Here is a 26187-nt window from a genome sequence, read left to right as displayed (position 1 = left end):
ACCGGGCCGTTGTCATGTCAGCCTCAGGAGGCGAGCGCCTCGGTGGGCGGAGCCTGGGTCTCCAGGGCGATCACACCGTAGTCCCAGCCCTTGCGTCGGTAGACGACGCTCGGGTGATCGGTGCGCACATCGACGAACAGGAAGAAGTCGTGCCCGACCAGCTCCATCCGGTCGACCGCCTCTTCGACGGTCATCCATTCCGCGCCGAAGTTCTTGGTGCGGATCACCACCGGCGAGTAGACCTCGTCGTCCTCGTTCTGGATCGGCACTGCGCCCGTTGCGACTGCGCGAAGCACCTCCACGGACGCGGGCTGGACATCGATGCCCTCCAGCGCACCGCTCTCTTTCTCGAAGTGCGCCCCACGCGGGTGCTGGCGCCCGTCGACTCGCTTCTCCTTGGCTCGACGAAGCTGTTCGGCCATCTTGTCGACGGCCATGTCGAGTGCGACGAACTTGTCTCCGTCCGTGGCCTCGGCGCGCACGACAGGACCCTTGCTGACGAGCGTCAGTTCGACGGTCTCGTCCGGCACATGACCGTTGCGGTACACCCGGTGGGTGACCTTGACATCCAGCCGTTGCGCACGGGACGCGAACGTCTGGATCTTGGCGATCTTCTCTTCGACAACGGTTCGGAATCGATCGGTGATACCCACCCCGACGCCAACGATGCTCGTTTCCATTGCTGCCTCCTTGTCCCGGTCCTCCCGGCCAAGGGCGGACCGTGGTCGCCTTGTGACCCCCAACGGTAGTCCGCCTGACCTCGGATGTCACGGGTCATTTGCTGCGTGTCTCCGATGCGTTCGCATTCCGTTCGCCGAGACGGAGTGTCGCGGCGAGCGCGACCGCCGACACGACTCGGAAGCCGGCATCTCTCAGCGTGCGTGCCGCTTCATCGAGAGTGGCTCCGGTGGTCACGACGTCGTCGACGAGCACGACGACTCCGCCCCCGATCACCGATCGCGATCGCATGCTCCCCCGTGCGTTCTCCGCTCTGCCGGCCGAATCGAGTCCGCGCTGATCCGCGCGTCGCCCCCGTGGCGCCAGCAGGCGATCGGGCACCGACCCCGCCCGTCGGATCAGCAGTTCGGGCACGCGGTATCCCCGTCGTCTGAACGCACTCCGCGATGTCGGGGTGGGCACCAGGCGCACCGGCGCATCGGCCTCGCCCTGCGCTGCGACGACGCCGGCAAGCACCTCGCCCAACGCTGCTCCGAGCGGGCGCGCGAGCAACGTCTCGCCGTCATCCTTGAGCCTGCGGATGCATCGAGCTGCGATCGACTCGAACGGCATGGCGGCGCTGACGACGAGACCGTCGGGCGTGCGTCGCACGAGCGGCGCGGACCGGATCCCCTGCCGGCATGCGTCGCACAGCAGCGTCTCGGGTCGATCGCAACCCGCGCAGGTCGCCGCCAGCAGGAGAGCGAGCACCTCGACGCCGACGGCGTGGACGAGAGGATGCGACAGCATCCGTCGATCCTGTCGCACGCGTCGCGCGCTTCGGCCGAGGGCCGTTGCGCATCTCATCCGCTGTGAACGCTCAGTCCTCACCGGCTCGTCGTGCAGAGGCAGTCGCGCTCAGTGGCCCGCCCTGGTGGCGAGGAGCGAGACTCCGGTGATCGACTCGCTCCATGCCGACCCGGTCCGAGCGAACACGGCGCCGTCCGCGCCCAGAACCCGAAGACCGGTCGTGGCTCGCGAGCCCGCTATCGACACCGCATCCGTCGGCGCGACTTCGGCCGTCCCCGGCCCTCCGACGACCTGCGTGACGACCATCCGGTCGGCGGGGTCGGTCAGCAGGCCCAGACGGTCTGCGCCCAGCCAGACGATACCCACGGCGCTTCCGTCGAGCTGCGCCAGCGGCTCGGTCGGCCCCAGTTCGGTCGGCAATCCCGTCTCGTCGCGGATCACCGAGGAGACGACGATCCAGCGCTCGCCGCCGATCACGACGGCGGCAGCCACCCTGGCGCCGTCGGCCGACACTCGGATGGCGGAGACCGACGATGCTTCGGGCCACGCGCCCGCGATGGCCTGCGGAGCGACATCGCTGCCGATCGCCTGCAGAGCCGCCGGCGCGTTCGACGGCACCGACCACGTGTAGTCGTAGGGGTCCATGGACGGCCGCACCAGTGAGGGGCGCGTATCCAGTTCATCGAAGCCGCCTTCTCCGGCAAGCCACACGTGACCGTCGATCAGCTGCACCGCCGCGTGGGAGCTGTCGATCGACACGTCGATCGCCGTGACGGGTTGACCCGCGTTGAGAATCTGATCCGTGACACCCGGGATCGGGGTGATCTCGCCGCCCACCAGCATCCCGAACGTCCCGTCCTTCATGACGAGGCTGCCCGCATCCGCCTTGTCGGTCACGACTTCGACGACCCCGGCTTCCAACGCGCGTCCGTCGACGGTGAAGCGCACCTGGTCGATCTGCACCCCCGCGGCCGCGAGGGTCGCCTGCAGCTGAGTGCGCATGCGCGCGAGAGTCGTCGGATCGAGTCCGAGAGCGGCGCGGTTCAGTGCGACATCCGCGATCTGATCCGGATCGATCGGGACGGAGTCGCGTGCGAGCTGCACCTCCTGCGGGAACGCGCTCTGCACCGCGGGATCGAGCCACGGGCTCGGTGCACCGCCGATCAGCGATTGCGCGATGGTCGTGGCCACCGTGGCGCGTCTGGGGAACCAGCGCACATCGGGGACGAGCCGTTCCCAGCTCTGGTCGAAGTACTGCAGGGCGTAGTCGTCATACACACGCGAGAACCTCGACTCATCGATCACCACTCCGTCAGGAGCTTCGGAGATGCGCCACTGGCCGTCCGTGAGCTCGACCACGAAGGCCGAGTTCGACGCACCGAACGCCTCGGAGTACGCTCCGGTCGCGTCGACGCTGGCGACCTGGTCGAAGGAGACGCGCACGTCGGCCGTGTCGCCGTCATCGACGTCGTCGTCGTCATCGATGTTCGAGGTGAACGAGCGGGTCGCGGAGCTCACATCGATCGACACTCCGGTGTTCGGACGCCAGGTCGACGCGAGATCGGGGGTGAGGAAGCTCCGAGCCGTGGCCCAGTTGTCCGCGGGCGTGATCGCCGCCTCCACGAAGCCCTCGACGATCGCGGCCGGTCCTGCGCCGTCCACCGGGCCTGACGCCAGAGGGAGGAAGTCCTGCCCCTCGGGCGAGGAGCCGAGGGGCTTGCCCGGTTGCGCGTCTCCGCTCGTCGGTAGACCCGTGCATGCAGACAGGATGAGCACCGCGGCCGTGATCGCGAGTCCGCGCAGCGCGCGCCGCGTCATGGTCGTCATTCGATGCTCCCTCGATCGAAGAGCTCGGCCGGCACGTCGGCGAGCTGGATCGGCTGCGTGGCGTCGTCGATGTCGGCGCGAGAGTTCTGCGGCTCGACCGGGATGGGCGAGGGGCCATCCGTCGCGTCCCCCCTGCGAGGCAGAGTCAGGACGAAGTTCGTGCCGACCCCGAGCTCAGACCAGACGGCGAGTGAGCCGCCGTGCAGAGTCGCGTCGCCGAGCGCGATCGACAGCCCGAGCCCCGTGCCCCCGAGCGTGCGCTGGCGAGAGGGGTCCGCGCGCCAGAACCTGTCGAACACACGCTCCGCATCGGCCGGGTCCATGCCGAGACCGAAGTCGCGGACGCCAGCGGCCACAGCGTGCTGGTTGCTGTCCACGGTGACGACGATCGGCCTGCCCTCACCGTGCTCGATCGCATTGCCGATCAGATTGCGCAGCACCCGTCGCACTCGCCGCGGATCCATGTCCACCGGCGAGTACCCGCCGGGCGCGACGAGCCTCAGCTCGCTGCCCCGGTCATCGGCGAGAGGCTTCATCTGCTCGATGATGTCCTCGGCGAGGTGCGCGAGGCTCGTCGCCTCGAGCTCGAGCTGCACGGATCCTGCGTCATAGCGGCTGATCTCGAGCAGATCCGACAGCAGAGTCTCGAACCGCTGCACCTGCGTGTGCAGAAGCTCAGTGGTGCGTGCGGTCGTCGGGTCGAACTCCCCCCGTTGATCGTTCAGCATGTCGGCGGCGAGGCGGATCGTGGTCAGCGGAGTGCGCAGCTCATGCGACACGTCCGACACGAAGCGCTGCTGCACGAGAGAGAGTTCGCCGAGTTCCTTGATCTGGGATTCGATGCTGTCAGCCATGGCGTTGAAGGAGCGCCCGAGCGTCGCGATCTCGTCTTCTCCGTGCACGTCGATGCGCACCGCGAGGTCGCCCGATGCCAGACGCGCGCTGGTCTCCGCGGCCTCGACGATCGGCGTGGACACCGTGCGGAGAACGATGAAGGAGATCGCGGCGACGATCGCCACGAGCCCGATCCCGGCGACCCAGAGGGTGCGCTGCACGAACGTGAGGGTGTTGTCGGCATCCGCCAGGTCGTATGCGAAGTAGATCTCGAACGGCCCCGCCTCCGGCACCCGCAGCTGCTGTCCCACGATGATCCCCGGAACCGATCGCCCCCCGACCTCGAGCGACACGGATTGCCAGGACTGCCAGTCGTCGAACTCGACCACTCGATTCCTGAGGCCCGAGGTGATCAGATTGTCGCTCAGGCCGGCGGTGAAGCCGTTGAGCGGGACGTCAGGGTCGACCTCCATGCGGAATCCGGCGAGGCCTTCGGCCGTCGAGTTGCGCCCGAGGTCCTCCTGCACGCTGTCCCACAGCTCCGGGAGTGCTGCCGGATCGTCGCCGAGCGCAGTGGCGTCGAGAGTCGCCTGAGCTTGATTGACCGAGCGCGCGGCGTCGTCGAGCGCCTCGTTCTTGCGCGACTCGAACAGATCGTTCTGGATCACGAGCGCCATGGTGACGCAGGTGATCAAGATCGCCGTCGACGTCAGCAGCAGCGTGATCGTCAGCGTTCGGAACCGCAGGGAACTGCGCCACAGCGCTCGTAGGACGGTCGGCCAACCACGCCAGTCGCGGATGACAGCGACCGCCGTGGTGGTCGCTGTGGTCGCGGCCATGGTGGGCCTAGCCCGCGCCCCCGGCACGGTAGCCGACGCCCCGCACCGTCATCACGATCTTGGGGTTGTCGGGGTCGAGCTCGACCTTCGCCCGCAGACGCTGCACGTGCACATTCACCAGCCGCGTGTCGGCCTTGTAGTGATAGCCCCACACCTGCTCGAGCAGCATCTCTCGCGAGAACACCTGCTGCGGCTTGGAGGCGAGGGCGACGAGCAGCTGGAACTCCAGAGGTGTCAGCGCGATCGGAGCCGTTCCGCGGCGCACCTCGTGGGCGTCGACGTCCACCGTGAGGTCCCCCACTCGCAGCTGCTCCCCCACGTTCTGCGACGTGGGCCGGAGCCGGGTTCGGATCCGGGCGACGAGCTCCTTCGGGTTGAAGGGCTTGACGATGTAGTCGTCGGCTCCCACCTCGAGGCCTCGAACCACGTCGGCGGTGTCGCTGCGGGCGGTGAGCATGATGACGGGGACTCCGGACTCGGCGCGGATCCGCGTGCAGATCTCGATTCCATCCATGCCTGGCAGCATCAGGTCGAGCAGCACGAGGTCAGGGCGCTGTGTGCGCCACTCATCGACCGCCCGCGCACCGTCGGCGCAGAACACCGGCTCGAAGCCCTCGGTGCGCAGCACGATGCCGATCATCTCGGCGAGCGCGGTGTCGTCGTCGACCACAAGAATGCGTGAGGTCATAACTGTTACCTTATGGCACTCAGTACCACGGCCCCCATGTCTACGCGCCGACGGGTCATGTGACACGATGGGAGCGCACGACGGAGGGAGTGCCGGTGAGCGGCCAGACGTGGACCCCTGCCCCGAAGAAGGGCATCATCCCCCTGCATCCGCTGACGTTCGGGATGCTGCTGAGCAAATCGTTCGTCGCGCTGCGGCACAACCCCAAGGTCCTCTTCGGCTTCGGAGTGGTGATCCAGCTGGCGGTCGTCGTGCTGAGCGCCACGGTGATGGGCTTCGTGTTCGTCACGACCTTCACGCGGCTCGAGTCGCTCTCTCCCTCGTCTCCGGACTTCGAGGCCGTGTTCGCCGGCACCATCGCCATGAACATCGTCGCCGGCATCGCCGTCGGTCTCGCGTCCGTCGCCTTCACCGCTCTGATGCAGGGAGTCGTCGCCGCCGAGATCGGCTTCGCCGCGATCGGGGTGAAGGCGAGCCTCAAAACCCTCTGGCGCAAGATGATCCCGTCGTTCTGGCGGCTCGCGGCGTTCGCGTCGCTCTCGGTCATCTTCATCTTCGGTGTGATCGTGATCCTCTTCGTCATCATCACCGGCTTCATCGCGAGCGGGCTCGGCGGTTCCGTCGAGGCCATCGGTGGCATCGTCATCCTCGTCCTGGTCCTGCTGCTCGCCACAGTCCCGCTCACGGTCTGGCTCACGACCAAGCTGCTCCTGGTGCCGTCGATCCTCGTTCTGGAGCGCGCGAAGTTCCGCGATGCGCTCGTACGATCATGGCGCCTCACCCGCGGCCGCTTCTGGATCGCCTGGGGAGTCACCTTCCTCATCGGCGCCATGATGGGCGTGGCGATGCAGCTCGTGAGCCTGCCCGTCTCCCTGCTGAGTTCGATGCTCGGGTCGGTCATCGCCCCGACCGGATCTGCCGACACCGCGACGATCATGGGATTCGTCTTCGCTCTCCTCGCCCCGCAGATCCTGCTGCTGGTTCTGCAGGCCATCACCCTCGTGGTCCAGAGCACCGCGGGCACCCTGGTGTATCTCGACAGCCGGATGCGGTACGAGGGTCTCGACCAGACGCTGATCAGCCACGTCGAGAGACGCGACCTCGGGTGGACGGACGAGCAGCTCGGCGATCCGTTCGTCATCGACCCCGAGCGCGCCGTGTCGAGTGCGCCGCCACCCAAGCAGGTTCCGGAATGGGTCGCGATGACACCCCCCGGCTATGAGATGCAGCAGTACCAGGGCCAGCCGTACACCGGTTCGGGGTACCCGGCGCAGCCGTACCAGGGCCAGCAGTACGCCGGGCAGCAGTACCCCGCGCAGCCGCCCTACGCCCAGCCGTACCCGGGCGAGCCGTACCCCGCGCAGCAGTACCCCGCGCAGCCGTACCCCGCGCAGCAGTACCCGGCCCAGCCTCCCGCCCAGCCTCCGTACGCGCCGGCAGCTGCACCGATGCCGCCCCAGCAGGCCGCCGGGGGATCCGTCGTGCCCGCTGACCCGCCCCCTCCCGTTGCTCCCCCGAACACTGCCCCTCCTGCTGCTCCCCCGGCATCGCCCGACGAGTCGACCTGGGCCGCGCCGGGAACAGGCAGCGAAGGATCTGCATGATCCGCTCGCTCGACGATGTGCGGGTTCCTGACGGAGACGATGCGAGGCAGTGGGCCGAGCAGGAGCTCTCCGATCCGCGCTACGCCGACGCCAAGCCGACCTGGTTCGACCTCGTCGCGCGCGACATCGGACGGTTCCTCGCCGACCTGTTCAGCTCCGACAACGGCGCCAGTGTGGGCCCCTCTGCCCTGATCATCGTGAGCGTCATCGTCTTCGGCGCTCTCGTGGCGGCGCTCATCATCTGGGGCCGCCCGCGCCGCGCCCAGACGATCCGTCGACCCGGGAGCGGCCTGCTCGGTGCCGATGATGACCGCTCGGCCGCTCAGCTGCGGGCCGATGCCGATCGCTGCGCCCGGGGAGGCGATTGGGACGAGGCGACGATCCTGCGATTCCGTGCGCTCGCCAGGGGACTCCTCGAGCGCGACCTCATCGATCCCTCCCCGGGAGCGACGGCGCAGGCGATCGCACGTGAGGTTTCGGTCGTGTTCCCTGCGGAGACGATTCCGATCCGCCAGGCCGCGGTCTCCTTCGACGACGTGCGCTACCTCCGGCATCCGGCGACCGCTGAGCGCTATGCCGAGCTCGCCGCGACGGACGACCGCCTCAGCGCACTGCGTCCAGAGGCGGTGTCGGCGTGAGCGTTCTCGAGGACCACGGCGCCGCGGCGTCGACGGCTGAACGCGCACCTCGCGGCAGACGGTCGCGATCCCTTCTCGGGTGGGCGGTCGTCGCGGCGCTCGTGCTCGGCGGCGTCTTCGTCGCGATCCAGGTCGGTGTGCGCATGCCCGATCAGCGTGGGTCACTCGACCCTGAGAGCGTGGGCGATTCGGGAGCGATGGCCATCTCCCAGATCCTCGAGGACAACGGCGTCGAGGTCTCGGTCTTCCGCTCCCGGAATGAGGCGCGAGCCGCGCTCGATGACGACGCCACCCTCGTGATGGCCAATCCCTACACGCTCTCCGACGACGCGATCGCCGAGCTGATCGAACCAGCTGACCGAGTCGTGTTCCTCTCGAGCAGCACGCATCTGTTGAACCTCCTGCGCATCGGCGACAACGCCACACCGGATTCGACTCCGGTGCAGGCCGAGTGCGACGCCCCGGAGTTCGCGGATGTCGGAACCATCCGCCCTGACCGGCTGTTCACGCCCGGCGACGGTGTCGAGGGCTGCTTCGGTGCGACCGACGCAGCGGCCGTGCTCATCGACGAGGCCGACGGCACGACGCATGTCGTCGTCGAGGGCGCGCGTCTCTTCAGCAACGCGTACCTGGCCGAGGACGGGAACGCAGCCCTCGCGCTCGCGCTGCTCGGTCAGACCGACCGGGTCGTCTGGTACGTGCCGAGCTTCAGCGACACCGACATCGAAGGCGAGACCGATGACACGCTCGGCTCGCTCACCCCCGGATGGGTGACACCCGCCATCCTGCTGCTCATGATCGCCGGCATCACGGCGGCTCTGTGGCGCGGTCAGCGTTTCGGACCACTCGTCGCCGAGACCCTTCCGGTGACCGTCCGCGCCTCGGAGACGATGCATGGACGGGCACGCTTGACGGCGAAGGCAGGTGACGCCGCGCACGCGGCGGACGCGATCCGTGACGGCAGCAGGCGCCGGCTCGCACGCCGGCTCGGACTCGCTGTCACCGCGGGCGCCGAGGAGGTCGCGGATGCCGCAGCCGACCGGCTCCTCATCCCCCGTGGATCTCTGCACGACCTCCTCGGGGGCGCGGCGCCCGCGGACGATCCATCGCTGATCGATCTCGCTCGGCGACTGCAGGAGCTCGAGAGCGCCGTCGACGCCTCCTCCTTCACGGAACGGAGACCCGAATGATCCGTCGATCCCATCGAACCGCCGTCCATCCATCCGAACGGAAGCCGAGGACACCACGTGACCGCTGAGACATACAACGACGCCGAACTGCGTCAGGCCATGCACCGTGTGCGCACGGAGGTCGACAAGGCCGTCGTCGGACAGGCGGGCACCGTGACCGGCCTGCTGGTGTCGCTTCTCGCGCGAGGCCACGTGCTCCTCGAGGGCGTGCCCGGGGTGGCGAAGACGCTCGTCGTACGCTCGTTCGCGCGTGCGCTGGGCCTCGACACGAAGCGCGTGCAGTTCACCCCCGACCTCATGCCCGGAGACGTCACCGGTTCGCTCGTGTACGACGCCCGGACGGGAGAGTTCGACTTCCGTGCAGGGCCGGTGTTCACGAACATCCTGCTCGCCGACGAGATCAACCGCACGCCCCCGAAGACGCAGGCCGCCCTGCTGGAGGCGATGGAGGAGCGACAGGTGTCCGCCGACGGCGTCAGCCGACCGCTCCCGGATCCGTTCCTCGTCGCTGCGACGCAGAACCCGATCGAGCACGAGGGTACCTACTCGCTTCCGGAGGCGCAGCTCGACCGCTTCCTGATGAAGCTGGTGGTGGGGATGCCCGAGCGGGATGCCGAGGTGTCGGTGCTCCGCAAGCATGCATCGGGCTTCTCGCCGCGCGAGCTGACGGGCGTCGAGGCGACCGTCTCCGCCGACGAGATCCGGGCGGCTCAGGACGCAGCCGGTCGTGTCGAGGTCACCGACGATGTCCTCGGCTACGTCGTCGATCTCGCGAGAGCCACTCGGCAGTCGCCCTCGGTCGAGCTCGGCGCGAGTCCTCGCGCTTCGACGGGTCTGTTGGCCGCCGCGAAGGCATGGGCGTGGCTCAACGCGTCCACCGCGGTCACCCCTGATCACGTGCAGACCATGCTCGTTCCGGTCTGGCGGCACCGACTGCAGCTGCGCCCGGATGCGCAGATGGAAGGCGTGTCGGCGGATGCCGTGCTCACGTCCGTCGTGCAGCAGACCAGGGTGCCGATCTAGGTGTTCGTCACCGGCCGTCTCGCACTCGCCGTCGCCGTCGGCATCGTTCCGCTCGTCCTCGCCGGACTCGCGGAGTTCCCGCCTTACGCCGCACTGGGCATCTGGGTGCTGTTGTGCGTCCTGCTGCTGGTGGTCGACGTACTGCTCGCACCGAGTCCGCGCTCCGTCATCGTCACGAGACGCGTGCCGACCCGCGCCCGGATCGGTGAACCGGTTCCCGTCAGCGTCGCGCTGCAGAATCAGGGCACCCGCACCCTGCACGCGGTGATCCGCGACGCATGGCAGCCGACGGCCGGAGCGGGCGAGGAACGCCAGCGCCTCAGCGTGCCACCGGGTGAACGGCGACGCGTCTCCGTGCCGCTGCTGCCCCGGCGTCGAGGTGAGCTCGCGAGCGAGTTCGTGATGATCCGGTCGCTCGGTCCGCTCGGTCTCGCCGGACGGCAGGCCAGCCACCGGGTTCGCGGAACGATCCGGGTGCTCCCTGCCTTCTCCTCGCGCAAGCACCTGCCGTCACGGCTCGCACGGCTGCGCGAACTGGACGGCAACACGAGCATCCAGGTGCGCGGCCAGGGAACCGAGTTCGACTCGCTCCGCGAGTACGTCCGGGGCGACGACGTGCGGTCCATCGACTGGCGCGCGACCGCGCGGGCCGGAACCACGATGCTGAGGACCTGGCGGCCCGAGCGCGACCGCCACGTCGTGATCATCATCGATACGGGACGCACCGCCGCTGCACGGGTCGGCGATGGAACGCGGGTCGACGCCGCCCTCGAGGCATCCCTTCTGCTCGCCGCACTCGCCGCACGCGCGGGCGATCACGTGCATCTGCTCATGTACGACCGCGTCGTGCGGGCCCGCGTCACCGGTGTCGACGGGACCGCGCTGCTCCCCGCCCTCACGGACGCGATGGCCCCGGTGCACGCTCGCCTGGTCGACACCGACTGGCCAGGCGCTTTCGCCGCGGTTCGCACCCTGACGACCCGCCCCGCGCTGATCGTGGTGCTGACGGCGCAGGACGCCGCCGAGTCGGCCCGCGGATTCCTCGGAGCCTTTCCCGACGCGAGCAGGGCGACCTCCATCCTCGTCGGCTCCGTCACCGACGACGGCATCGCTGATCTCGCGGCACAACGCGGTTCCCGCGAGGAGATCTACCTCGCGGCCGCTGCCGAACGCACCATGCGCGATGCGGAGAACGTGGCCGACGCGGTGCGCCGCGCCGGCGGAGAGGCCATCGCCGCCGACCCCGAGGCCCTGCCACCGAGAATCGCCGACCGATACCTCGAACTGAAGGCCGCCGGGCGACTGTGACCCGCTGAGGCGTCAGCCGGCCAGGAGCCTCGGAGTCCCCGCCTCGTATTCGACGAGGTCTCCGGTCTCGCCGCGGCGGTAGGCGCGCCCGCCGATGACGAGCATGTAGATCAGGAACGCGGCGAGCGCAGCGGCGCCGATGCCGATCTTGACGGGCCAGGGCAGAGCCCACCCGGTCACGAAACCCTCGATCAGGCCCGAGACGAACAGCGAGAAGACGAGTCCGATCGCCACCGTCGCGAGCGAACGCCCCTCGGCGGCGAGCGACTCTCCTCTCGAACGGTGCCCCGGCGCGACCCACGACCAGAAGAGATGGAGTCCACCGGCCGCGGCGACGAAGATCGATGTCATCTCGAGAAGGCCGTGCGGGAGGATGTAGAGGATCATCACGTCGACCTGATCATGCGCGGCCATGACGGCACCGGATACCCCGAGACCCATCGCATTCTGCACGAGGACGTTGATGGGCCAGAGCCCGGTGATGCCGAACAGGACACACTGCAGCGCGATCCAGGCGTTGTTCCACCAGACCATGCCCATGAACACCGCCGCGGGGTTCTCGGTGTAGTAGCCGGTGAAGCTCTCGTCCGCGTACTGCTCGAGCAGGTCGGGCGGGCCGAGAGTGGCCAGGAGCGCCGGGTCTGCCGAGATCCATGCGGCGGTGCCGACCACGATCGCGATGAACGACACGGCGACCACGAGTGTCGTCCAGCGCAGCCGGTAGAGGGCAGCGGGCAGCTGCAGGGAGAAGAAGCGGCCGGTCTGGGTGAGGATGTTGTCGGACGCGCCGGTGAGTCGCAGCCGCGCGCGCACGAGGATCGTCGAGAGATACGCGCCCTGTGGCGATTCGCCCACCGAGGTCTTGAGCTCGGCGAGATCAGCGGACGCCGCGCGGTACCGGACGATCAGCTCGTCGACGCCCGCACCGTCGAGTCGGGCGCGGCTCAACTGCTCGAGTCGCTCCCACTCGGCGCGGCGCGCATCTGTCAACGCATCGGCATCCACCTGATTTACTGTACTCATGTCCGCCGCGCTCGATGCATCCGACGAGGTCCTCTCCGGCGAAGCCGTCGCGATCGACGTGCAGCCGATCGGCTTCCTCCTGCGCGCCGCGGGGGCGATCATCGACCTTCTGGTCGGCCTCGCCGTCTTCCTCCTCACCCTCTTCCTGCGGATCTGGCTGCTCGACATCGGCGTTCTCGACCAGGCGACCGACACGATCGCGCTCATCGCCTCGATCGTGATCAGCTTCGTGGTCCTGCCGATCACGATGGAGGTCGCGCTGAAGGGCCGCAGCCTCGGCAAACTCGCGGTGGGCGGTCGCATCGTTCGCATCGACGGGGGCGCGACCGGATTCCGCCACGCGTTCATCCGAGCACTCCTCGGCGTCCTGGAGATCTACATGACGCTGGGCAGCGTCGCGGTGCTCGCCGGAGCGTTCAGCGCCCGATCGCAACGCCTCGGAGACATGGTCGCCGGCACCTACAGCCAGCGCGTGCGCACGCCGAAGCTGATCCCCAGCGTCCCCGTACTGCCGCCGATGCTCGCCGGCTGGGCGCAGATCGCCGATGTCGCCCGCCTTCCTGACCGACTAGCACGGCGCATCTCGCAGTTCCTGCAGAGCGCTCCGCGAATGGTGCCGGCCGCCCGGGCGAAGGTGGCGCAGGATCTGCTCGCCGAGGCATCGCCGTTCGTCTCGCCTCCGCCCCCTGCTGCACCCGAGGTCGCGCTCATCGGCATCACCGTGCTCCGGCGTGAGCGGGAGCGCCGCGCCCTGCAGAACGCCGATCGCCGGGCGGAGAAGCTCACCGGTCGTCGCGTCGGCGTCTGACCGCGCCTTCCTCCGGACTCCGCCCGGCGCACGTCAGAAGCGGATCGCGTCGATCACCTTGACGCGCAGCGCGACCAGCGCAGGGATGAAGCCGGCGACCGCTCCCACCAGGATCGACGCAGCCAGACCGACGAAAGCCGCGCGCATCGGGAACGGGGGGATGTCCTGGATGCCGTAGAAGAGCGAAGTCACCACCCAGTCGGAGCGGAGCACCGCGACCACGATCGCGATGCCGACGAGCCCGGCCACCGTGGTCGCGACGAGGCTCTCGAGGAACACCGAGAAGAAGACCCGGCCCGACGTCGCGCCGAACGCACGGCGCACGCCGATCTCACGCACCCGCTGCCGCATCGCGACCAGCTGGATGTTGATCAGGCTCAGCGCTCCGAGGGCGAGGATCACCGCGGCGATGCCTCCGGTGACCATCTCGAACGTCGCCTGCGCATCGAGAGCCCCGGGTTGGGCCGCCCAGTCAGAACGGCTGACAGACACGGTCTGCCCTTCCGGAAGCCCTGCCCGCAGATCCATCGCGAGCACCGGTGCGATCTCGTCGACCTGCCCCTGCCCGAGCCAGATCTCGTACTGCGGCCATGCGCCCTCCGGCAGGGCGTCGACGCGAGCACGATATGCGTCGTAGAGGATGTCGACGCGGAGCTCCTCATCGCCGAAACCCTGACGAGGCACGACTCCCACGACCTGGTAGGTGCCCCCGGCCGGCCCGGCGAGTGTCAGGGTCGGGTGCTGAGCGACGGGTGTCCGCCCGATGCGGTCCCACAGAGCCTCGGTGATCACGACGGGCGGCGACAGAGCCTCGGCATCGGCATCGCGCATCCAGCGTCCTTCGAGCAGCTGCTCGCGATGGATCTGCGAATAGAGCGGGTCGATCAATCGCGAGTTCACGTCGACGATGCCGTCAGGGAGCTGCACGGGGACGACCATGCCCTGCGCGATCCTCGCGGTATGACTGAACTCGAATCGGTCGGTGACCCGTGTGAATCGTTCGTCGAAGGCGTCGAAGTCGACCGGCGTGCCGTCGTCGCTGCTGATCGCGACGACCAGGGTCGCCGCCCGGCCGCCCCACCGATCCGACTGCTCGGCTTGGAACTGGCGCTGATACTCGGAGATGGCGACGACCCCGGTGAGGGCCGCGACAGAGACCGCGATGCCGATCAGACTGAGCAGCACCCGCAGCTTGTGCACGCGGATCTCTGACCAGGCGTCCGAGAGCGCACCGAGGATGCCGGTCACGACGCTGCTCCGCGACGTGAGGACGGCATGGACGGCATGGACGGCATGGACGGCATGGACGGCATGGCAGCCGGTGCGGACGCTCCCGAGTCCGCAGAGGCGGCGGACGGGACGGAGGCAGCGAGAGTGGAGGCCTCGAATGCGCGACTGAGATCGGCCGTCTCGAGCACTCCGGCGTCGAGCCGGTAATGCCGCCGGGCACGGGCGGCCACGTGAAGGTCGTGAGTGATCGTCACGAGTGCGGCATCGGTCTCGGTGGCCACCTCGTCGAGCAACGACATGACCGATGCTCCCGTGTCGATGTCGAGAGCCCCGGTCGGCTCATCCGCGAGGATCAGCACAGGTCGGCGCACGAGCGCCCTCGCTATCGCGACCCGCTGCTGCTCGCCTCCGGAGAGCCGGTCGGCGATCTGCTCGATGCGGTGGCCGAGGCCGACCCGCTCGAGCATGTCGGCGGCGATCTGCCTCCTGTTCCAGAACATCCGACCCCGCGCATGGCCGAGGGGCATCATCACGTTGTCTAGTGCCGTCCGCCCGGGCAGCAGATTGAACTGCTGGAAGACGAAGCCGACGTTGTCCCCGCGCAGTCTGTCCAGCCGCCCGGAGCGCATTCGCCGCACTTCGCGGTCTTCGAAGGACACGGACCCGGTTGTCGGGGAATCGAGCATCCCGAGGATGTTGAGCAGCGTGGACTTGCCCGAGCCCGACCTGCCGACGATCGAGACGTGGTCTCCGGCACTCACCTCCAGCGAGATCCCCCGCAGGATCTCGAGTTCCGAGTCGTCCGCGAGTCTCACGCTCTTGGTCACATCGCTGAGCGCGACGAGCGTCACCAGCTCATCCCGCTGTCGCACTGCTCGACGCCGGGCTCGATCTCGTAGCAGAACTCCTCGACCGGCGCGACGAATCCGGGAACGAACTGCCTGATCGACTCGCCCTCCTCGAGACCGGAGACCACCTCGACCATCGCTCCGTCGCTCACGCCGAGCTCGACAGCGCGCTCTTCGGGTTCGGCGCCGTCGCCGGCATCGACCCACACATTGCCCGTGCCGGCACCGCCCTGCACTGCCGTGACCGGGACCACCAGGGCGTCGTCGACCTGTCCGAGCGCGAGGTCCATCGTCGCCGGCAAACCTGCGAAGACGACCTGGTCACCGGGGACGGAGCATCTGACGCTCGCCGTGCCCTCCGCACTCACCTGCACTCGCACTCCCGTGCAGGCGAACGGCGCCGGTCCGCCGGTGATGGTCACCGACGCCTCGGACGGTGCGTTCACCAGGCGGTACAGCTGCACAGGCTCCACCGTCGCCAGCAGGTGGTAGCGCGCCGGCGTGAGCGTGAAGATCTCGGTGCCCGCGGACGTCACCTGCCCCTTCACCAGAGCGATCTCCGAGACGTCACCCGCCTCGGACGCCAGCACATCCACATCCTTCTTCGGTTCGTCCTGTCTGATCGTGAAGAGCTTCTGACCGGCCGCGACCGTCGCTCCCTCCGGCACGTGCACAGCGACGACCGTGCCGGTGACCTCGGTGCGCACCGGGAAGGAGTCGTCGCGAGCGACATTGCCGCTCAGAGTGAGCGCGTTCACGACAGAGCCTCGCTCGACGGGGATGATCGGGTCTCCGATCGACGACTCGGGGCTGACCATCGCCTCGCTGCTGTCAGGGAAGAACGCGATCTTCACGAGAGCTGCGGCGCACGCTCCGAAGACGAGCACGAGGAGTAGGGGGAAGATCCAGCGTCGCCAGACGATCACAGCGGCCTTTCCGGCGGCGCCGCCCTGGCGCATCCGCGGTCAGCGTAGCCGGATGCGTCGAGGACTCACCGCGACCGGGCGGCGTGTCTCATCCAACGAAGTGAAGAACTCAGGTGCGAAGCGCCTCGTGACGAACCACGAGCCATCCCGCAGGCACGGAGAGCCGCTCCGCGTGCTGCGCGCACAGATCGTGAGCATGGGGATGCCGCGCCATGCCCAACGGCCCCAACGCCGCCATCTGGTCGCCGTAATCGTAGGTGAGCGTCGCCACGGCTTCACGCGCGCAGCCGACTTTCGAGCAGAGTCTTCCGTCCATTCACGCCAGGCTACGTCCCGGTTCTCCCGACGAGCGGATGCCGCGCCGCCCTGGCCCACAGACTCGGCCTAGACTTTCGCTATGCCCCGCCGTCCCCGCACCTCCGAAGCACCCCGACGCGGGGCCAGGCACGGACGGCACGGACGACTCGGACGCAGTGAGGTCGTGCGTCCTCCCCTGGCTCCTCTCGACGGGCGCATCGACCGATTCGATCTGACCGTCGGCACTGCGGTGGAGTTCCTCCGCGGCACGTGGCCGGAGCTGCAGGAGGTGCGGTTCGAGATCGGTGCGATGCCGGCGTTCGATGCGACGGACGAAGTGCCCCGTTGGCACCTCGACCATGACAAAGCGCGGATCGTGCTCTTCCGGCTTCCGATCGAGCGGCTCCTGCCACCCGGGCATGACGACGGCGCTCACCGGAGGATGGCTATCGAGAGCGCCGTCTTCAGGGCTGCGGCGGAGTACGTCGGCCGCGAACCGTGGGATCTCGGCGGTCACGACCACTGAGATCGGAGAGTCCGCTCGCCGGCGGACTCGTCACGGATAGACGGTGATGCTCTGCTGAGCCCCCGTCGCGGGCCAGACCGGCCACACCGCTAGCTCCCCGGCCGCACTCATCGCGACGGATGCATGCACGGGTGCCGACGTCGACATCGCGTAGACCGTGCGCGGCTTGACATCGACCGATGCCGACGAGCCGGCGGGCACGGTGACTTCGATCGGATCTCCCCCCGCGGTGGGAGCGAGCTGCACCGTCGCGTCGGACTCCTCGCGGTTGGCGAGCACCACGCGGGGGCTCGGCCCCGCAGTCACAGCCACGTAGACATCGTCCTCGAGCTCCGGGGCCGGCGTGACCCAGGCGAAATCGTCCTTCGGGCCGGCGACGTCCTGCTGTCGCACGCCGGCGAGCACCGGGTTGTCGGATTCGATGCTCATCGTGTAGCTCCCCGGCGAGAGCGCCGACAGCGAGAGCTCCGTCGGCACGTCCGCGGTGAGCGGCACGGTGAACTCCTCGGAGACCGTCGATGATCCGACCTCGCTGACCTTCACCACTGCCTGGGAATCGACCTCGGGCGACATCAGACGCAGGACCGCCATGTCGGCGTTGTCGCCCTGATTCTCGAAGACCTCGATGCCGGGAAGCACCGGCTCACGCTGCGCCGCGGGAACCGCATCCTGCAGATCGATGCCCGCAGGGTCGAGCGTGCGGGTGAGCGAGGACTGCAGCACGGCTCGCACCGGTGCACCCGTCGCCGCCACCTTGACGATCGGGAAGTCCGATCCGGCGGCGATCGATGTCAGCGGGAGGGCGATCTGCGACTCCGCGGGGACGATCACGGTGCTCGACGCCCGCACTGAGCCGTACGCGCCGAGTGACACCGTGGAGGGCACGACGCCCGGATTCGTGAGAACGACGAGGTCCTCGGTCCCGGTGGCGACAGTCCCGCCCACGAGCCACGACTCGAGGCCGGCAGGGCGACACGGAGCGGCGGCGAGACCCGACAGATCCGCCTCTGCGAGGCTGGCGGACTCCGTGGCGCCGAGCAGCGGAGCCTGGCGTCCTTCGACGGCGCCGACGAGGCGCTGCGCGGATCCGCCGTCGGCGAGGTCCCTCGCGCTCAGAGGGGTCGACTCCGGTCGTCCCGACGAACCCTCCACCGTCAGCTGAGGAGAAGCCGCCGACACCATCTCGAGAGGATTGGAGGGATCGCGTCCGACGGCGCGCAGATCTCCGTTGCACACGAGCACCGTGTCGCCGGGAAGAGGCGTGACCTGCGCCTGAGCAGGCTGGTGCACGACTGTCGGCCACGGCGCCGTGATGCCGAAGGCGACGCCGACGACGCACGCTCCGGCGACGACTGCGCCGGTCAGGACTCGAGCGCCGGTGGCCGCCACCCGGAATGCGCGGTTGCCGGTCATCGTCGCTGCCTCTCGTCGTCTTCGGGGTGTTCGTCGGCCTGGTCCGTCGCGCCCGCGTCGCCTTCATGGCCATCCACGACGTCATCGGAGACGGTGTCGGCATCGGTGTCGGCACGCTCCTGCATGCCGCTCGATGTGTCGTGCTCAGGGGAACCGAGCTCGGCGGCGTCTGAGGAGCCGACGTCGGTCGTTCCCGCAGCCTCAAGGACCTGAGCGTCCCCCGTCGACGTGCGAGGGGCATCGCGGCCCTCGGAGTCCTCGTGGTCCTCCGGGTGTCGCGGAAGAACGATCGGCTCTTCGGGCGCGCGTCCGACGATGCGCGACCTGGCACGTGCCGCTCGTCGCGATGCACGCGTCGGCACGGACAGCAGCAGCGCGGCGAGAACGAGCGCGAGCTGGATCGTGACCACGAAGCGCGCAGTCGCCTGCTCAGCCGACGAGAGCGGGGCACGCGGCGACGCGTCGGCCTCGAGCCGATAGAGCACACCGCGATCGGTGGAACCGGCCTGGACGAACCCCGCCCGCTGGTCGAGCGACGTCACGGCCGCAGTACGCAGAGAGCGGGCACGATCGGACTCCTCGCCCGAGATCTGCGCGACGAGGACATAGGAGATCCCCGTCTTCCCCAGTTCATCGGCCGCATCGAAATCGCGCGCCGAGAGCAGGTCGACCGCCAGCGTGGTGAGGTCGGAACCGCGCAGCTCGGTCGCTGTCGACAGAATCGTCGTCTGTGCGCTCAGCGTCTCGCTTGCGCCCCACGCGACCTCGGTCGCAAGCCCTCCGTCGTTCTGGGGCGTGAGCACGAGCGTGCCGATCTCGCGATCCGCTCCTGCTTGTGCGGCGACGTACGCCGGCAGGGTCGACGCGGGCCCCTCGCGAAGCTCGGAGAGATCCGTGTGGAATGCCGCGAGCGCAGGAACCGCGCATACCGCGATCGAGAGCCCGGCGACCGCCGCGCTCAGGACCCTCACCCGCGGCATCGACAACGCCGTGTCGAGAGTCACGAGAGCGGCGCCCGTGACTCCGATCCAGGCCAGGCTGAGACCGGAGCCCGGCCAGATCGCGACGGGCGCGCCCTGGGCGAAGGACACGGCGACGCCGACCGCGAGGAATGCGGTGGCGATGCCCGAGAGTGCGACGACCAGAAGCGTGATGCCCGCTCGCCAGCGCGGAGCGACCGACGATCCGAGAGCGAGAAGCGCCAGCGGGGCGAGCAGCACACCCGCCCACGGCGCAAGGTCGAGGCCGACCCGGGAGACCCATCCGGCCATGTCTCCGGACGGGAATCCCGTGGCCAGGGCGAGTCTGCCTGCCGCATCGGCTGCCGCCTGCGGCCCGCTCCAGACCGAGCCGGGATCCGCGAGAGCAGCGATGATGTCTCCGTGTCGGAGCTGCCAGAGCACGAGCGGAGCGAAGAGGGCGACAGCAGGAACCGGCACCCAGAGCAGGCGGATGGCCCCGCGGATCCGGGCGCCTGCGAGAGTGATGCCGAGCGCGACGACCCACAGCAGAAGGAGCGCCGGGGCCAGAGACGGTGCGCACGCCGCGACCGCGGCGAAGAGGATCGAGGCGGCACCTGCCGCACCCCACGAACGATGGGCCACCGCAGCGGCGTGGAACAGCCACGGCAGGAGGAGGTGCACCAGCACGCCGGCCGGACGACCGTCGATCAGGGCGGTCAGGAAGGTGGGCGCGAGCGCCCACACGATGCCGGCGAAGATGCGCAGTCCCGCACGATCCGTGACACGGGTGGCGGCGAACCAACCGCCGAGCACGGCAAGCGGCAGCGCCAGCACCCAGAGGAGCACGAGGGAGAACGACGGGGCGCCCGGCCAGAGCGACCCGAGGACTGCGAGCACCGCGGCGAACGGATCCGCGGGGCCTACGACGTCGACCCCGAGGCCCCGAAGCCCCCAGGCGGCATCGCTCCAGAGGGCTCCGACCGTCTCGCGCAGCGGAAGCAGAGCGCCACCGCCCAGCACCGGCCACGCGAGGATGGTGGTGAAGGTGGCGAGGCTGACCACGAGTGCGCCGAGCACCGCCCAGGCGCCGCCGCCGGAGAAGAACCGCAGCTCGCTGGCGGATCCGCCCTCGCTGCCGTGACCGTCGTCCAGCCGTCGACGCAGGTCGGAGCTGCTCACACGCAACGGTGCGATGCTCGACCAGCTCGATGTCCGGAACGAGCGGATCCGCGCGCGAGATCGGGCGATCGCGCCGAAGCGGAACATCGCCGTGACTGCCGCTGCCCACTCGGGAGCGACCGCCTCGGGCCGCTTGCCGATCAGATCGGTCATCGAGCGCCAGAGGGCAAGCGGAAGGAGGCTCAGCCAGTGCAGCGGCACGGCGATCGCCGGGGCGTAGGCGAGTCTGCGGTGCAGCTGCGCGAGTCTGGTCGCGAACGCGCGCCGACCTCGCGCGGTCGGCAGCGCGCCGGGTCCGTCGGGCGAGACCGACACTCTCGCCGACGGCGCGAGCACGACGCGTCCGCCGCCGAGTCGGGCGCGGACTCCGAGGTCGAGCCCCTGGTCGGCGCCCGCGAGGGCCGGATCCGGTCGCAGCGCATCGCGGACCTCGCCGCGGATCAGCATGCCGCGGATGTCGGCGCCCAGAGCGTCGTCGCTGCCATCGTGCTGTCCCTGGTCCAGCTCACCGGCGGCCAGCTCGACAGCACGTCCGAGGGTCGTCATGCTGACCCCGAGCGAGACGATCTCGCGGTCGTTGTCGGTGTGCACGAGCTTCGGCGCCACGATCGCCGCAGACGGCGAGCGCTCGAGCGTGCCGACCAGGCGCTCGAGAGCGCGCTGGTGAGGTGCCGTGTCGTGCGCGAGCAGCCAGACAGCACTGCCCTCGAGGATGCGGGGTCTGGCCAGCTCGACCGCGTCGGCGAACGATGTGCTGCCGCGCGCCTGGATGATGCCTTCGACGGCGCTCGCGATGGCCTCGCTCTCGCGGGCAGAGGCGGCATCGCCGCACATCACGAGCGTGATCGCGGCGGGGGGTGTGGTCTGGGAGCGCAACGCATCGAGTGTGCGGAGCAGCTGCGCGCGGGCGGAGGAACCGGGGCGCGCGACGATGATTGCATGAACTCGGGCTGGCATGACCTGGTCAGCCTATGCGCGCCTCAGAGCTGCGGGGCATACCTGCTGCGGCGTGGCCGCGAAGCCATGAGGATCGGATGTGGTCCTCGGGAGCGGCACGAAGCGCGGGTGCGGCACACGCGATGCCGACGATGGGGTCTCAGCTCGCGCGACGCTTGAGCTTGCGGCGCTCGCGCTCGGAGAGGCCGCCCCAGATTCCGAAGCGCTCGTCGTTGTTGAGCGCGTATTCGAGGCATTCGCCACGCACATCGCACGACGTGCAGATCCGCTTCGCGTCACGAGTGGATCCGCCCTTCTCAGGGAAGAACGCCTCAGGATCGGTCTGCGAGCAGAGCGCATCGCTCTGCCATGCCAGAGCGTTCTCGTCGTCGGTCTCGACCTTCCGAACCCCGGGGACACCGAGGTTGATCGGATCGACGAACCAGTTCTCCGGTACGTCTGAACGGTAACCCGTCATCTCGCTCTCCAACCCCTAAATTCCGCCCCCTCGGCGGGCCGTGCTCAACTAATTACACCCGTGTCATTCGCATCGGTCAAGTCGCGGATCGTAAACCCTCAATCCAGTCTTGAAGGTTCTTGACCTCTGCGCGGCGTGTCGCGCGCGCGCCCCGAAGGTCAGCCTCGTGCGTCGGGAGCACCGGGAGAGGCGACGAACGCCTCACCTCGGCCGCTGATCGTCAGACGCACCTCGTCTGGAGTCGCGAACGCCGCCGTGCCGACCGCGACATCGCGCACTTCGTCGTCTGCTCCGCTCACCGCCACACGACCGGACGTGGCGAGGACCATGGTCGGCCCCTCCACATCGATCACGACGCTCGCACCATCGAGCTCGATCCGCCGCAACGAGAAATCGGCCACGGGAACCGGGTACTCGGTGATCGCATCCGCCGACGTCGGACGCAGCACCGGCACTTCGCCCGTCGTGGTGTCGAGGATCGAGAGCAGCTCGGGCACGTCGATGCGCTTCGGAGTGAGGCCTCCGCGCAGCACGTTGTCGCTCGCCGCCATGATCTCCACCCCGAGGCCGGCGATGTAGGCATGCAGGAGGCCTGCGCGCAGGAACACGCCCTCTCCCCTGCGCAGCACCACATGGTTCATGAGAAGTGCGACGACCACCCCCGGGTCACCCGGGTAGGTCTCGGCGATCGACGCGACCCCGCGAAGAGTGGTCGACCACTCCCCCGACGGAGAAGCTGCGGCGGCGTGCACCGAACTCACGATATCGTCCACCACCTCCTGCGCCTCGCCCGACAGCAGCCAGCCGATCGTGTCGCGGAGCACGTCACCGCGGCCGCTCAGACGAGAAGCGAGCGCCTCGACCCCCGCACCGTGCCCCAGCACGTCGAGCAGACGCAGGGTGTCGTCGACGGGGCGCAGACCACTCAGCGACTCGAAGCGATCGCTCAGCGCGACGATCAGCTCCGGCTTGTGATTGTCGTCGCGATAGTTGCGGTTCGGGTCCGTGGCTGCGAGCGCCGACTCCCGCGCCCACCCGGCTCTCGCCTGCTCGATGGTCGGGTGCACCTGGATCGACAGCGGCGATGCGGCTGCGAGGAGCTTCAGCAGGTAGGGCAAGGATCCCCCGGTGACGGTGTCGAGCGTCCCGTCGCCCTGCACGTCCGCAGGGTCTCCCGGGTGGTCGCCGAACCACACCTCGGCCTCAGGCCCCCCCGTCGGGGTGCGGCCTTCCAGGTCAGCGAGAAGCGTCGCCGACCCCCAGGCGTAGTCACGGGGCACATTCGAGAGGCTGAGCAGCATGACACCAGGGTATTGGCATGCGAACTCGCCGTGCCACGACGCACGGCATCAGGTATGTCGCGAACTGCGCGCTGTAGCCTGAACGCGATGGCGCAATACACGAAGCACCCGGTCGCCGCCCCGCCCACCGCTCCAGAGCGCGAGTCGACGGGGCACCTTCTGCTGCGCGGGTACATCGGCCTCGTGCTCTTCGCGACATTCGCGCACTCGGCGGTCTACAACCTCGTGGGCGAGATCGGGGCGTTCATCACCCTCATCGTGTTCCTGATCGCCACGCTCGCCATCGGCATTCCGATGGTCTCGCGTCGGCGTCCGGCAGCGTTCGCCTGGCGTCGCCTGCCATGGGCCGCCATCGCCTACACGGCGCTGGCTCTGCTCTCGGTCGCCTGGTCGCAGTGGCGGGGAGCGACCGTCATCACCTGGGTCCTGCTCGCGACCGTCACCGTGAACGCCCTGTTCATCGTGCACGTGCTGTCGTGGCAGGAGATCGTGCGAGCGCTCGCGTCCGCTTTCAAGTGGATCCTCGGATTGTCCCTCGCGCTCGAGCTCTGGGTCGCCCTCGTCGTGCACGCTCCGATCCTGCCGAACTTCTTCGTCCGCCCCGAGGGCGAGGCGAACGCGCACTGGTACTGGGTTCGGGGCAACCTGCTCGAGGGAGGCCGCATCCAGGGCATCGTGGGCAACTCCAACGTGCTCGCCATCGTCTGCCTGTTCGCGATCCTCACGTTCGGCGTGCTGTTCGCCGCCCGTGCGCGGTGGCGAACGACTCTGGCTCTGTGGACTCTGCTGGCCGGCTACTTCCTCCTCCGAGCCGGATCCGCCACCGCCTACGCATGTGCTGCGGCCGCGGCCGTGGTACTCGTCGTCGCTCTGCTGATGCGACGCACGACGACACCCGGCGGGCGCACGAGGCTCTACGTGGTGTCCATCGGCGGTGCGGTGGTCGCCGGCGCCGTCGTCTGGCTGCTGCGCGAGCCGCTCTTCGCCCTGCTCGGCCGCAGCGCGGACCTGACCGGCCGCTCCGACATGATCTGGGACAAGGTCCTCGCGCGGGCTGCCGAGCATCCGATCTTCGGCAATGGCTTCTCGAGTCCCTGGGTCCCTTTCGATCCCGCATTCGCCGGATGGATCGAGGATCACGGCATCACCGTCTTCCACGCGCACAACATGTGGCTCGACGTGCTGATGCAGCTCGGCGTCGTCGGTGTCGTCCTCATGGCGCTCGCGTACCTCAGTCTCCTGTGGCGCTCGTGGTTCTTCGCTGTCGACAGACCTCGCTGGGACCTGAAGTCCGACCGCGCCTATTCGGCGATCACACTGCTTCCGAGCCTGTTCACCGTCGTGCTGCTCGTGCAGGGGCTAACCGAGTCGACCCCCATCATGCTCTGGGGATGGATGCTGCTGGTCCTGCTGACGTTCAAACTCAAGGTCGTGCCCCTGGTGGGCGTGGGCGAACGTGAACGCGTGATCGAACGCGGCGAGCGAAGCCGGCGGGTTCCGTGACGCCGGAACGTCGTCTGAACGACCTCCTCGGCTCGGCCGAGTTCGCTCGCGCGTACACGGTGACCGTCCTCACGGCGGTCTTCTCATCGTTCACGATCGAGGCCGCGGCATCGCACGTCACCCTCGCCGCGATCATCGCCGTGCTGTGCGTGCTCGGCGCATGGATCCTGTGGGTGCGGCGCGAGGAGCTCTCGCTCCTGCGGATCGCTCCCTCGTCGCTCCTGGCCTTCCTCGCGTGGGCGGCCGTCAGCATCGTCTGGACGACCGACAAGTCGGACACCGCCTTCGGGTGGATGCAGCTCTTCGGATTCGCATTCCTGGCGGTCACCGTCGGCCACATCCGCGACACACTGCAGACCGTCCGAGCCCTCGGCGACACACTGAGGTTCCTCCTGCTGGTGTCGCTCGGCCTGGAGATCCTCTCCGGGGTACTGCTCGACACCCCGTTCACGTTCCTCGGCATCCAGGGCGATCTGGCCCTCGGAGGCCCGGTGCAGGGGATCTTCGGCAGCAGGAACATGCTCGGATTCGTCACGGTGATCGCACTCATCACGTTCGTGGTGGAGTGGCGGACGCAGTCGCTGACGGCTCGCATCGCGATCCCCTCGATCGCGCTCGCGGCGCTGCTGGCGTTCTTCTCGTCCTCGCCCACCGTGCTGGTGCTCGCGGCTGCGGTCGGCGTCGTCGCCGTCGCTCTCGCCATCGTCCGTCATGCACCCGCAGAGCGGCGGACGATCGTGCAATGGGTGCTCGGCGTGCTCGTCGCCCTCGCCCTCGCCGCGGCCTTCGCCCTGCGCCACGTGATCATCGCACTGCTGGATGCGGGGTCCGACTTCTCGATCAGGGCGACACTGTGGAACACGATCCTCGATTTCGTCGCTCTCAAGCCGGTGGAGGGTTGGGGCTGGTTCGGGGCGTGGGCCCGCGGCGAGTTCCCCTTCACCTACATCAACTTCCTGCTCGACGACCACCATCAGAGCGCACTGAACGCCTATTTCGACGTACTGCTGCAGCTGGGCGCGGGCGGGCTCGTGCTCTTCCTCCTGTTCGGCGGCATCGCGACGGTGCGGTCCTGGCTCGTCGCGAGCGTGCGACGTTCGGTTGTCTACGCCTGGACGCCTCTCATGCTCGTCACGCTCGCCGTGGAGTCGATGTTCGAGAGCTTCACCCTGGTCGGCGCCGGGTGGTTCATGCTGGTCCTGTGTGCCCTGCGGGCCGGCCAGACGAGGTCATGGCGCGAGAACATCGACGCCGCGCACACCGGCGCGATCCCGACCCTGCGCCCCGAACGCTGACCTCCCCGCCGCGCCCTCGGCGGATTCCGAACTGCTCCGGGTAG

The 26187-nt window shown here is 68.9% G+C and carries 23 protein-coding genes; 9 read left to right on the top strand and 14 right to left on the bottom strand.

Annotation, left to right across the window (positions count from 1 at the left end):
* Positions 1-23: 23 nt before the first annotated feature.
* The 5 genes from hpf to mtrA all read right to left on the bottom strand — a co-directional run bounded on the left by hpf (position 24) and on the right by mtrA (position 5655).
* Positions 24-680, bottom strand: coding sequence for a ribosome hibernation-promoting factor, HPF/YfiA family (gene hpf, locus ACZ0AA_RS01940; protein WP_400861092.1), 657 nt, complete (start codon positions 678-680; stop codon positions 24-26).
* A gap of 94 nt (positions 681-774) precedes the next feature.
* Positions 775-1467: a ComF family protein gene (locus tag ACZ0AA_RS01935; protein ID WP_463512001.1), complete on the bottom strand. Its 693-nt coding sequence runs from the start codon at positions 1465-1467 to the stop codon at positions 775-777.
* Positions 1468-1575: 108 nt separating this feature from the next.
* Entirely contained in the window at positions 1576-3294 is a 1719-nt protein-coding gene (locus tag ACZ0AA_RS01930; protein WP_463512000.1) for a GerMN domain-containing protein, read from the bottom strand.
* Positions 3291-4967 carry an MtrAB system histidine kinase MtrB gene (gene mtrB, locus ACZ0AA_RS01925; RefSeq protein WP_400861097.1) on the bottom strand — a complete coding sequence of 559 codons (1677 nt, stop codon included), beginning with the start codon at positions 4965-4967 and terminating at the stop codon, positions 3291-3293. The genes ACZ0AA_RS01930 and mtrB overlap by 4 nt, the downstream gene beginning before the upstream one ends.
* A gap of 7 nt (positions 4968-4974) precedes the next feature.
* Positions 4975-5655 carry an MtrAB system response regulator MtrA gene (gene mtrA / locus ACZ0AA_RS01920; RefSeq protein WP_400861099.1) on the bottom strand — a complete coding sequence of 227 codons (681 nt, stop codon included), beginning with the start codon at positions 5653-5655 and terminating at the stop codon, positions 4975-4977.
* Between the two features lie 95 nt (positions 5656-5750).
* On the opposite strand from mtrA, the gene ACZ0AA_RS01915 reads away from it, so the two are divergent.
* The 5 genes from ACZ0AA_RS01915 (at position 5751) to ACZ0AA_RS01895 (ending at position 11418) form a co-directional block, all read left to right on the top strand.
* Positions 5751-7259, top strand: a complete 1509-nt coding sequence (locus tag ACZ0AA_RS01915; RefSeq protein WP_463511999.1) for a glycerophosphoryl diester phosphodiesterase membrane domain-containing protein — start codon at positions 5751-5753, stop codon at positions 7257-7259.
* Entirely contained in the window at positions 7256-7897 is a 642-nt protein-coding gene (locus ACZ0AA_RS01910) for a DUF4129 domain-containing protein (protein WP_463511998.1), read from the top strand. Before ACZ0AA_RS01915 ends, ACZ0AA_RS01910 begins: the two co-directional genes overlap by 4 nt.
* Positions 7894-9087, top strand: a complete 1194-nt coding sequence (locus ACZ0AA_RS01905; protein ID WP_463511997.1) for a DUF4350 domain-containing protein — start codon at positions 7894-7896, stop codon at positions 9085-9087. The genes ACZ0AA_RS01910 and ACZ0AA_RS01905 overlap by 4 nt, the downstream gene beginning before the upstream one ends.
* Positions 9088-9186: 99 nt before the next feature.
* Entirely contained in the window at positions 9187-10110 is a 924-nt protein-coding gene (locus ACZ0AA_RS01900; protein ID WP_042542171.1) for an AAA family ATPase, read from the top strand.
* A complete protein-coding gene (locus ACZ0AA_RS01895; protein WP_463511996.1) occupies positions 10111-11418 on the top strand; it encodes a DUF58 domain-containing protein in 1308 nt (435 codons plus the stop codon).
* 12 nt (positions 11419-11430) lie between these two features.
* Here ACZ0AA_RS01895 and ACZ0AA_RS01890 read toward each other — a convergent pair whose 3' ends face one another.
* Positions 11431-12423 carry a stage II sporulation protein M gene (locus ACZ0AA_RS01890; RefSeq protein ID WP_463513812.1) on the bottom strand — a complete coding sequence of 331 codons (993 nt, stop codon included), beginning with the start codon at positions 12421-12423 and terminating at the stop codon, positions 11431-11433.
* 16 nt (positions 12424-12439) lie between these two features.
* Between ACZ0AA_RS01890 and ACZ0AA_RS01885 the strand changes: the two genes are divergently transcribed.
* The gene (locus ACZ0AA_RS01885) at positions 12440-13249 is read left to right on the top strand and encodes an RDD family protein (protein WP_400861107.1); all 810 of its coding nucleotides are present in this window, start codon (positions 12440-12442) and stop codon (positions 13247-13249) included.
* 33 nt (positions 13250-13282) lie between these two features.
* Here the strand turns inward: ACZ0AA_RS01885 and ACZ0AA_RS01880 are convergent, their stop codons facing one another.
* From ACZ0AA_RS01880 to ACZ0AA_RS01865, 4 genes are all read right to left on the bottom strand, one after another.
* Positions 13283-14497, bottom strand: coding sequence for an ABC transporter permease (locus ACZ0AA_RS01880; RefSeq protein ID WP_400861109.1), 1215 nt, complete (start codon positions 14495-14497; stop codon positions 13283-13285).
* Positions 14494-15330: an ABC transporter ATP-binding protein gene (locus ACZ0AA_RS01875; RefSeq protein ID WP_463511995.1), complete on the bottom strand. Its 837-nt coding sequence runs from the start codon at positions 15328-15330 to the stop codon at positions 14494-14496. The genes ACZ0AA_RS01880 and ACZ0AA_RS01875 overlap by 4 nt, the downstream gene beginning before the upstream one ends.
* Positions 15327-16286, bottom strand: coding sequence for an efflux RND transporter periplasmic adaptor subunit (locus tag ACZ0AA_RS01870; protein ID WP_400861113.1), 960 nt, complete (start codon positions 16284-16286; stop codon positions 15327-15329). The genes ACZ0AA_RS01875 and ACZ0AA_RS01870 overlap by 4 nt, the downstream gene beginning before the upstream one ends.
* Before the next feature lie 76 nt (positions 16287-16362).
* A complete protein-coding gene (locus ACZ0AA_RS01865) occupies positions 16363-16569 on the bottom strand; it encodes a DUF3499 family protein (protein ID WP_463511994.1) in 207 nt (68 codons plus the stop codon).
* Between the two features lie 165 nt (positions 16570-16734).
* Here ACZ0AA_RS01865 and ACZ0AA_RS01860 point away from each other — a divergent pair, with 165 nt between their 5' ends.
* Positions 16735-17076, top strand: a complete 342-nt coding sequence (locus ACZ0AA_RS01860; protein ID WP_400864608.1) for a metallopeptidase family protein — start codon at positions 16735-16737, stop codon at positions 17074-17076.
* 30 nt (positions 17077-17106) lie between these two features.
* Here ACZ0AA_RS01860 and ACZ0AA_RS01855 read toward each other — a convergent pair whose 3' ends face one another.
* The 4 genes from ACZ0AA_RS01855 to manA form a co-directional block, all read right to left on the bottom strand.
* The gene (locus ACZ0AA_RS01855) at positions 17107-18489 is read right to left on the bottom strand and encodes a DUF5719 family protein (RefSeq protein WP_463511993.1); all 1383 of its coding nucleotides are present in this window, start codon (positions 18487-18489) and stop codon (positions 17107-17109) included.
* A complete protein-coding gene (locus tag ACZ0AA_RS01850; RefSeq protein WP_463511992.1) occupies positions 18486-21587 on the bottom strand; it encodes a glycosyltransferase in 3102 nt (1033 codons plus the stop codon). Before ACZ0AA_RS01850 ends, ACZ0AA_RS01855 begins: the two co-directional genes overlap by 4 nt.
* Before the next feature lie 139 nt (positions 21588-21726).
* Entirely contained in the window at positions 21727-22044 is a 318-nt protein-coding gene (locus ACZ0AA_RS01845) for a WhiB family transcriptional regulator (protein WP_400861119.1), read from the bottom strand.
* A 158-nt stretch (positions 22045-22202) separates the two neighbouring features.
* Positions 22203-23345, bottom strand: coding sequence for a mannose-6-phosphate isomerase, class I (gene manA, locus ACZ0AA_RS01840; RefSeq protein WP_463511991.1), 1143 nt, complete (start codon positions 23343-23345; stop codon positions 22203-22205).
* An 87-nt stretch (positions 23346-23432) separates the two neighbouring features.
* Here manA and ACZ0AA_RS01835 point away from each other — a divergent pair, with 87 nt between their 5' ends.
* Both ACZ0AA_RS01835 and ACZ0AA_RS01830 read left to right on the top strand, forming a co-directional pair.
* Entirely contained in the window at positions 23433-24848 is a 1416-nt protein-coding gene (locus tag ACZ0AA_RS01835; protein WP_463511990.1) for an O-antigen ligase family protein, read from the top strand.
* Positions 24845-26143 carry an O-antigen ligase family protein gene (locus ACZ0AA_RS01830; protein ID WP_463511989.1) on the top strand — a complete coding sequence of 433 codons (1299 nt, stop codon included), beginning with the start codon at positions 24845-24847 and terminating at the stop codon, positions 26141-26143. Before ACZ0AA_RS01835 ends, ACZ0AA_RS01830 begins: the two co-directional genes overlap by 4 nt.
* Positions 26144-26187 lie beyond the last annotated feature (44 nt).

Source organism: Microbacterium sp. AC035 (assembly GCF_979258485.1).
This window is presented reverse-complemented; position numbering and strand designations above follow the sequence as displayed.

What these genes read in the sequence shown, in the direction of transcription:
- ACZ0AA_RS01935 (WP_463512001.1), bottom strand. Translation starts at nt 1,467, where the DNA reads ATGCTGTCGCATCCTCTCGTCCACGCCGTCGGCGTCGAGGTGCTCGCT.
- manA (WP_463511991.1), bottom strand. Translation starts at nt 23,345, where the DNA reads ATGCTGCTCAGCCTCTCGAATGTGCCCCGTGACTACGCCTGGGGGTCG.
- mtrA (WP_400861099.1), bottom strand. Translation starts at nt 5,655, where the DNA reads ATGACCTCACGCATTCTTGTGGTCGACGACGACACCGCGCTCGCCGAG.
- ACZ0AA_RS01885 (WP_400861107.1), top strand. Translation starts at nt 12,440, where the DNA reads ATGTCCGCCGCGCTCGATGCATCCGACGAGGTCCTCTCCGGCGAAGCC.
- ACZ0AA_RS01870 (WP_400861113.1), bottom strand. Translation starts at nt 16,286, where the DNA reads ATGCGCCAGGGCGGCGCCGCCGGAAAGGCCGCTGTGATCGTCTGGCGA.
- ACZ0AA_RS01900 (WP_042542171.1), top strand. Translation starts at nt 9,187, where the DNA reads ATGCACCGTGTGCGCACGGAGGTCGACAAGGCCGTCGTCGGACAGGCG.
- ACZ0AA_RS01910 (WP_463511998.1), top strand. Translation starts at nt 7,256, where the DNA reads ATGATCCGCTCGCTCGACGATGTGCGGGTTCCTGACGGAGACGATGCG.
- ACZ0AA_RS01865 (WP_463511994.1), bottom strand. Translation starts at nt 16,569, where the DNA reads ATGGACGGAAGACTCTGCTCGAAAGTCGGCTGCGCGCGTGAAGCCGTG.
- ACZ0AA_RS01835 (WP_463511990.1), top strand. Translation starts at nt 23,433, where the DNA reads ATGGCGCAATACACGAAGCACCCGGTCGCCGCCCCGCCCACCGCTCCA.
- mtrB (WP_400861097.1), bottom strand. Translation starts at nt 4,967, where the DNA reads ATGGCCGCGACCACAGCGACCACCACGGCGGTCGCTGTCATCCGCGAC.
- ACZ0AA_RS01855 (WP_463511993.1), bottom strand. Translation starts at nt 18,489, where the DNA reads ATGACCGGCAACCGCGCATTCCGGGTGGCGGCCACCGGCGCTCGAGTC.
- hpf (WP_400861092.1), bottom strand. Translation starts at nt 680, where the DNA reads ATGGAAACGAGCATCGTTGGCGTCGGGGTGGGTATCACCGATCGATTC.
- ACZ0AA_RS01845 (WP_400861119.1), bottom strand. Translation starts at nt 22,044, where the DNA reads ATGACGGGTTACCGTTCAGACGTACCGGAGAACTGGTTCGTCGATCCG.
- ACZ0AA_RS01850 (WP_463511992.1), bottom strand. Translation starts at nt 21,587, where the DNA reads ATGCCAGCCCGAGTTCATGCAATCATCGTCGCGCGCCCCGGTTCCTCC.
- ACZ0AA_RS01930 (WP_463512000.1), bottom strand. Translation starts at nt 3,294, where the DNA reads ATGACGACCATGACGCGGCGCGCGCTGCGCGGACTCGCGATCACGGCC.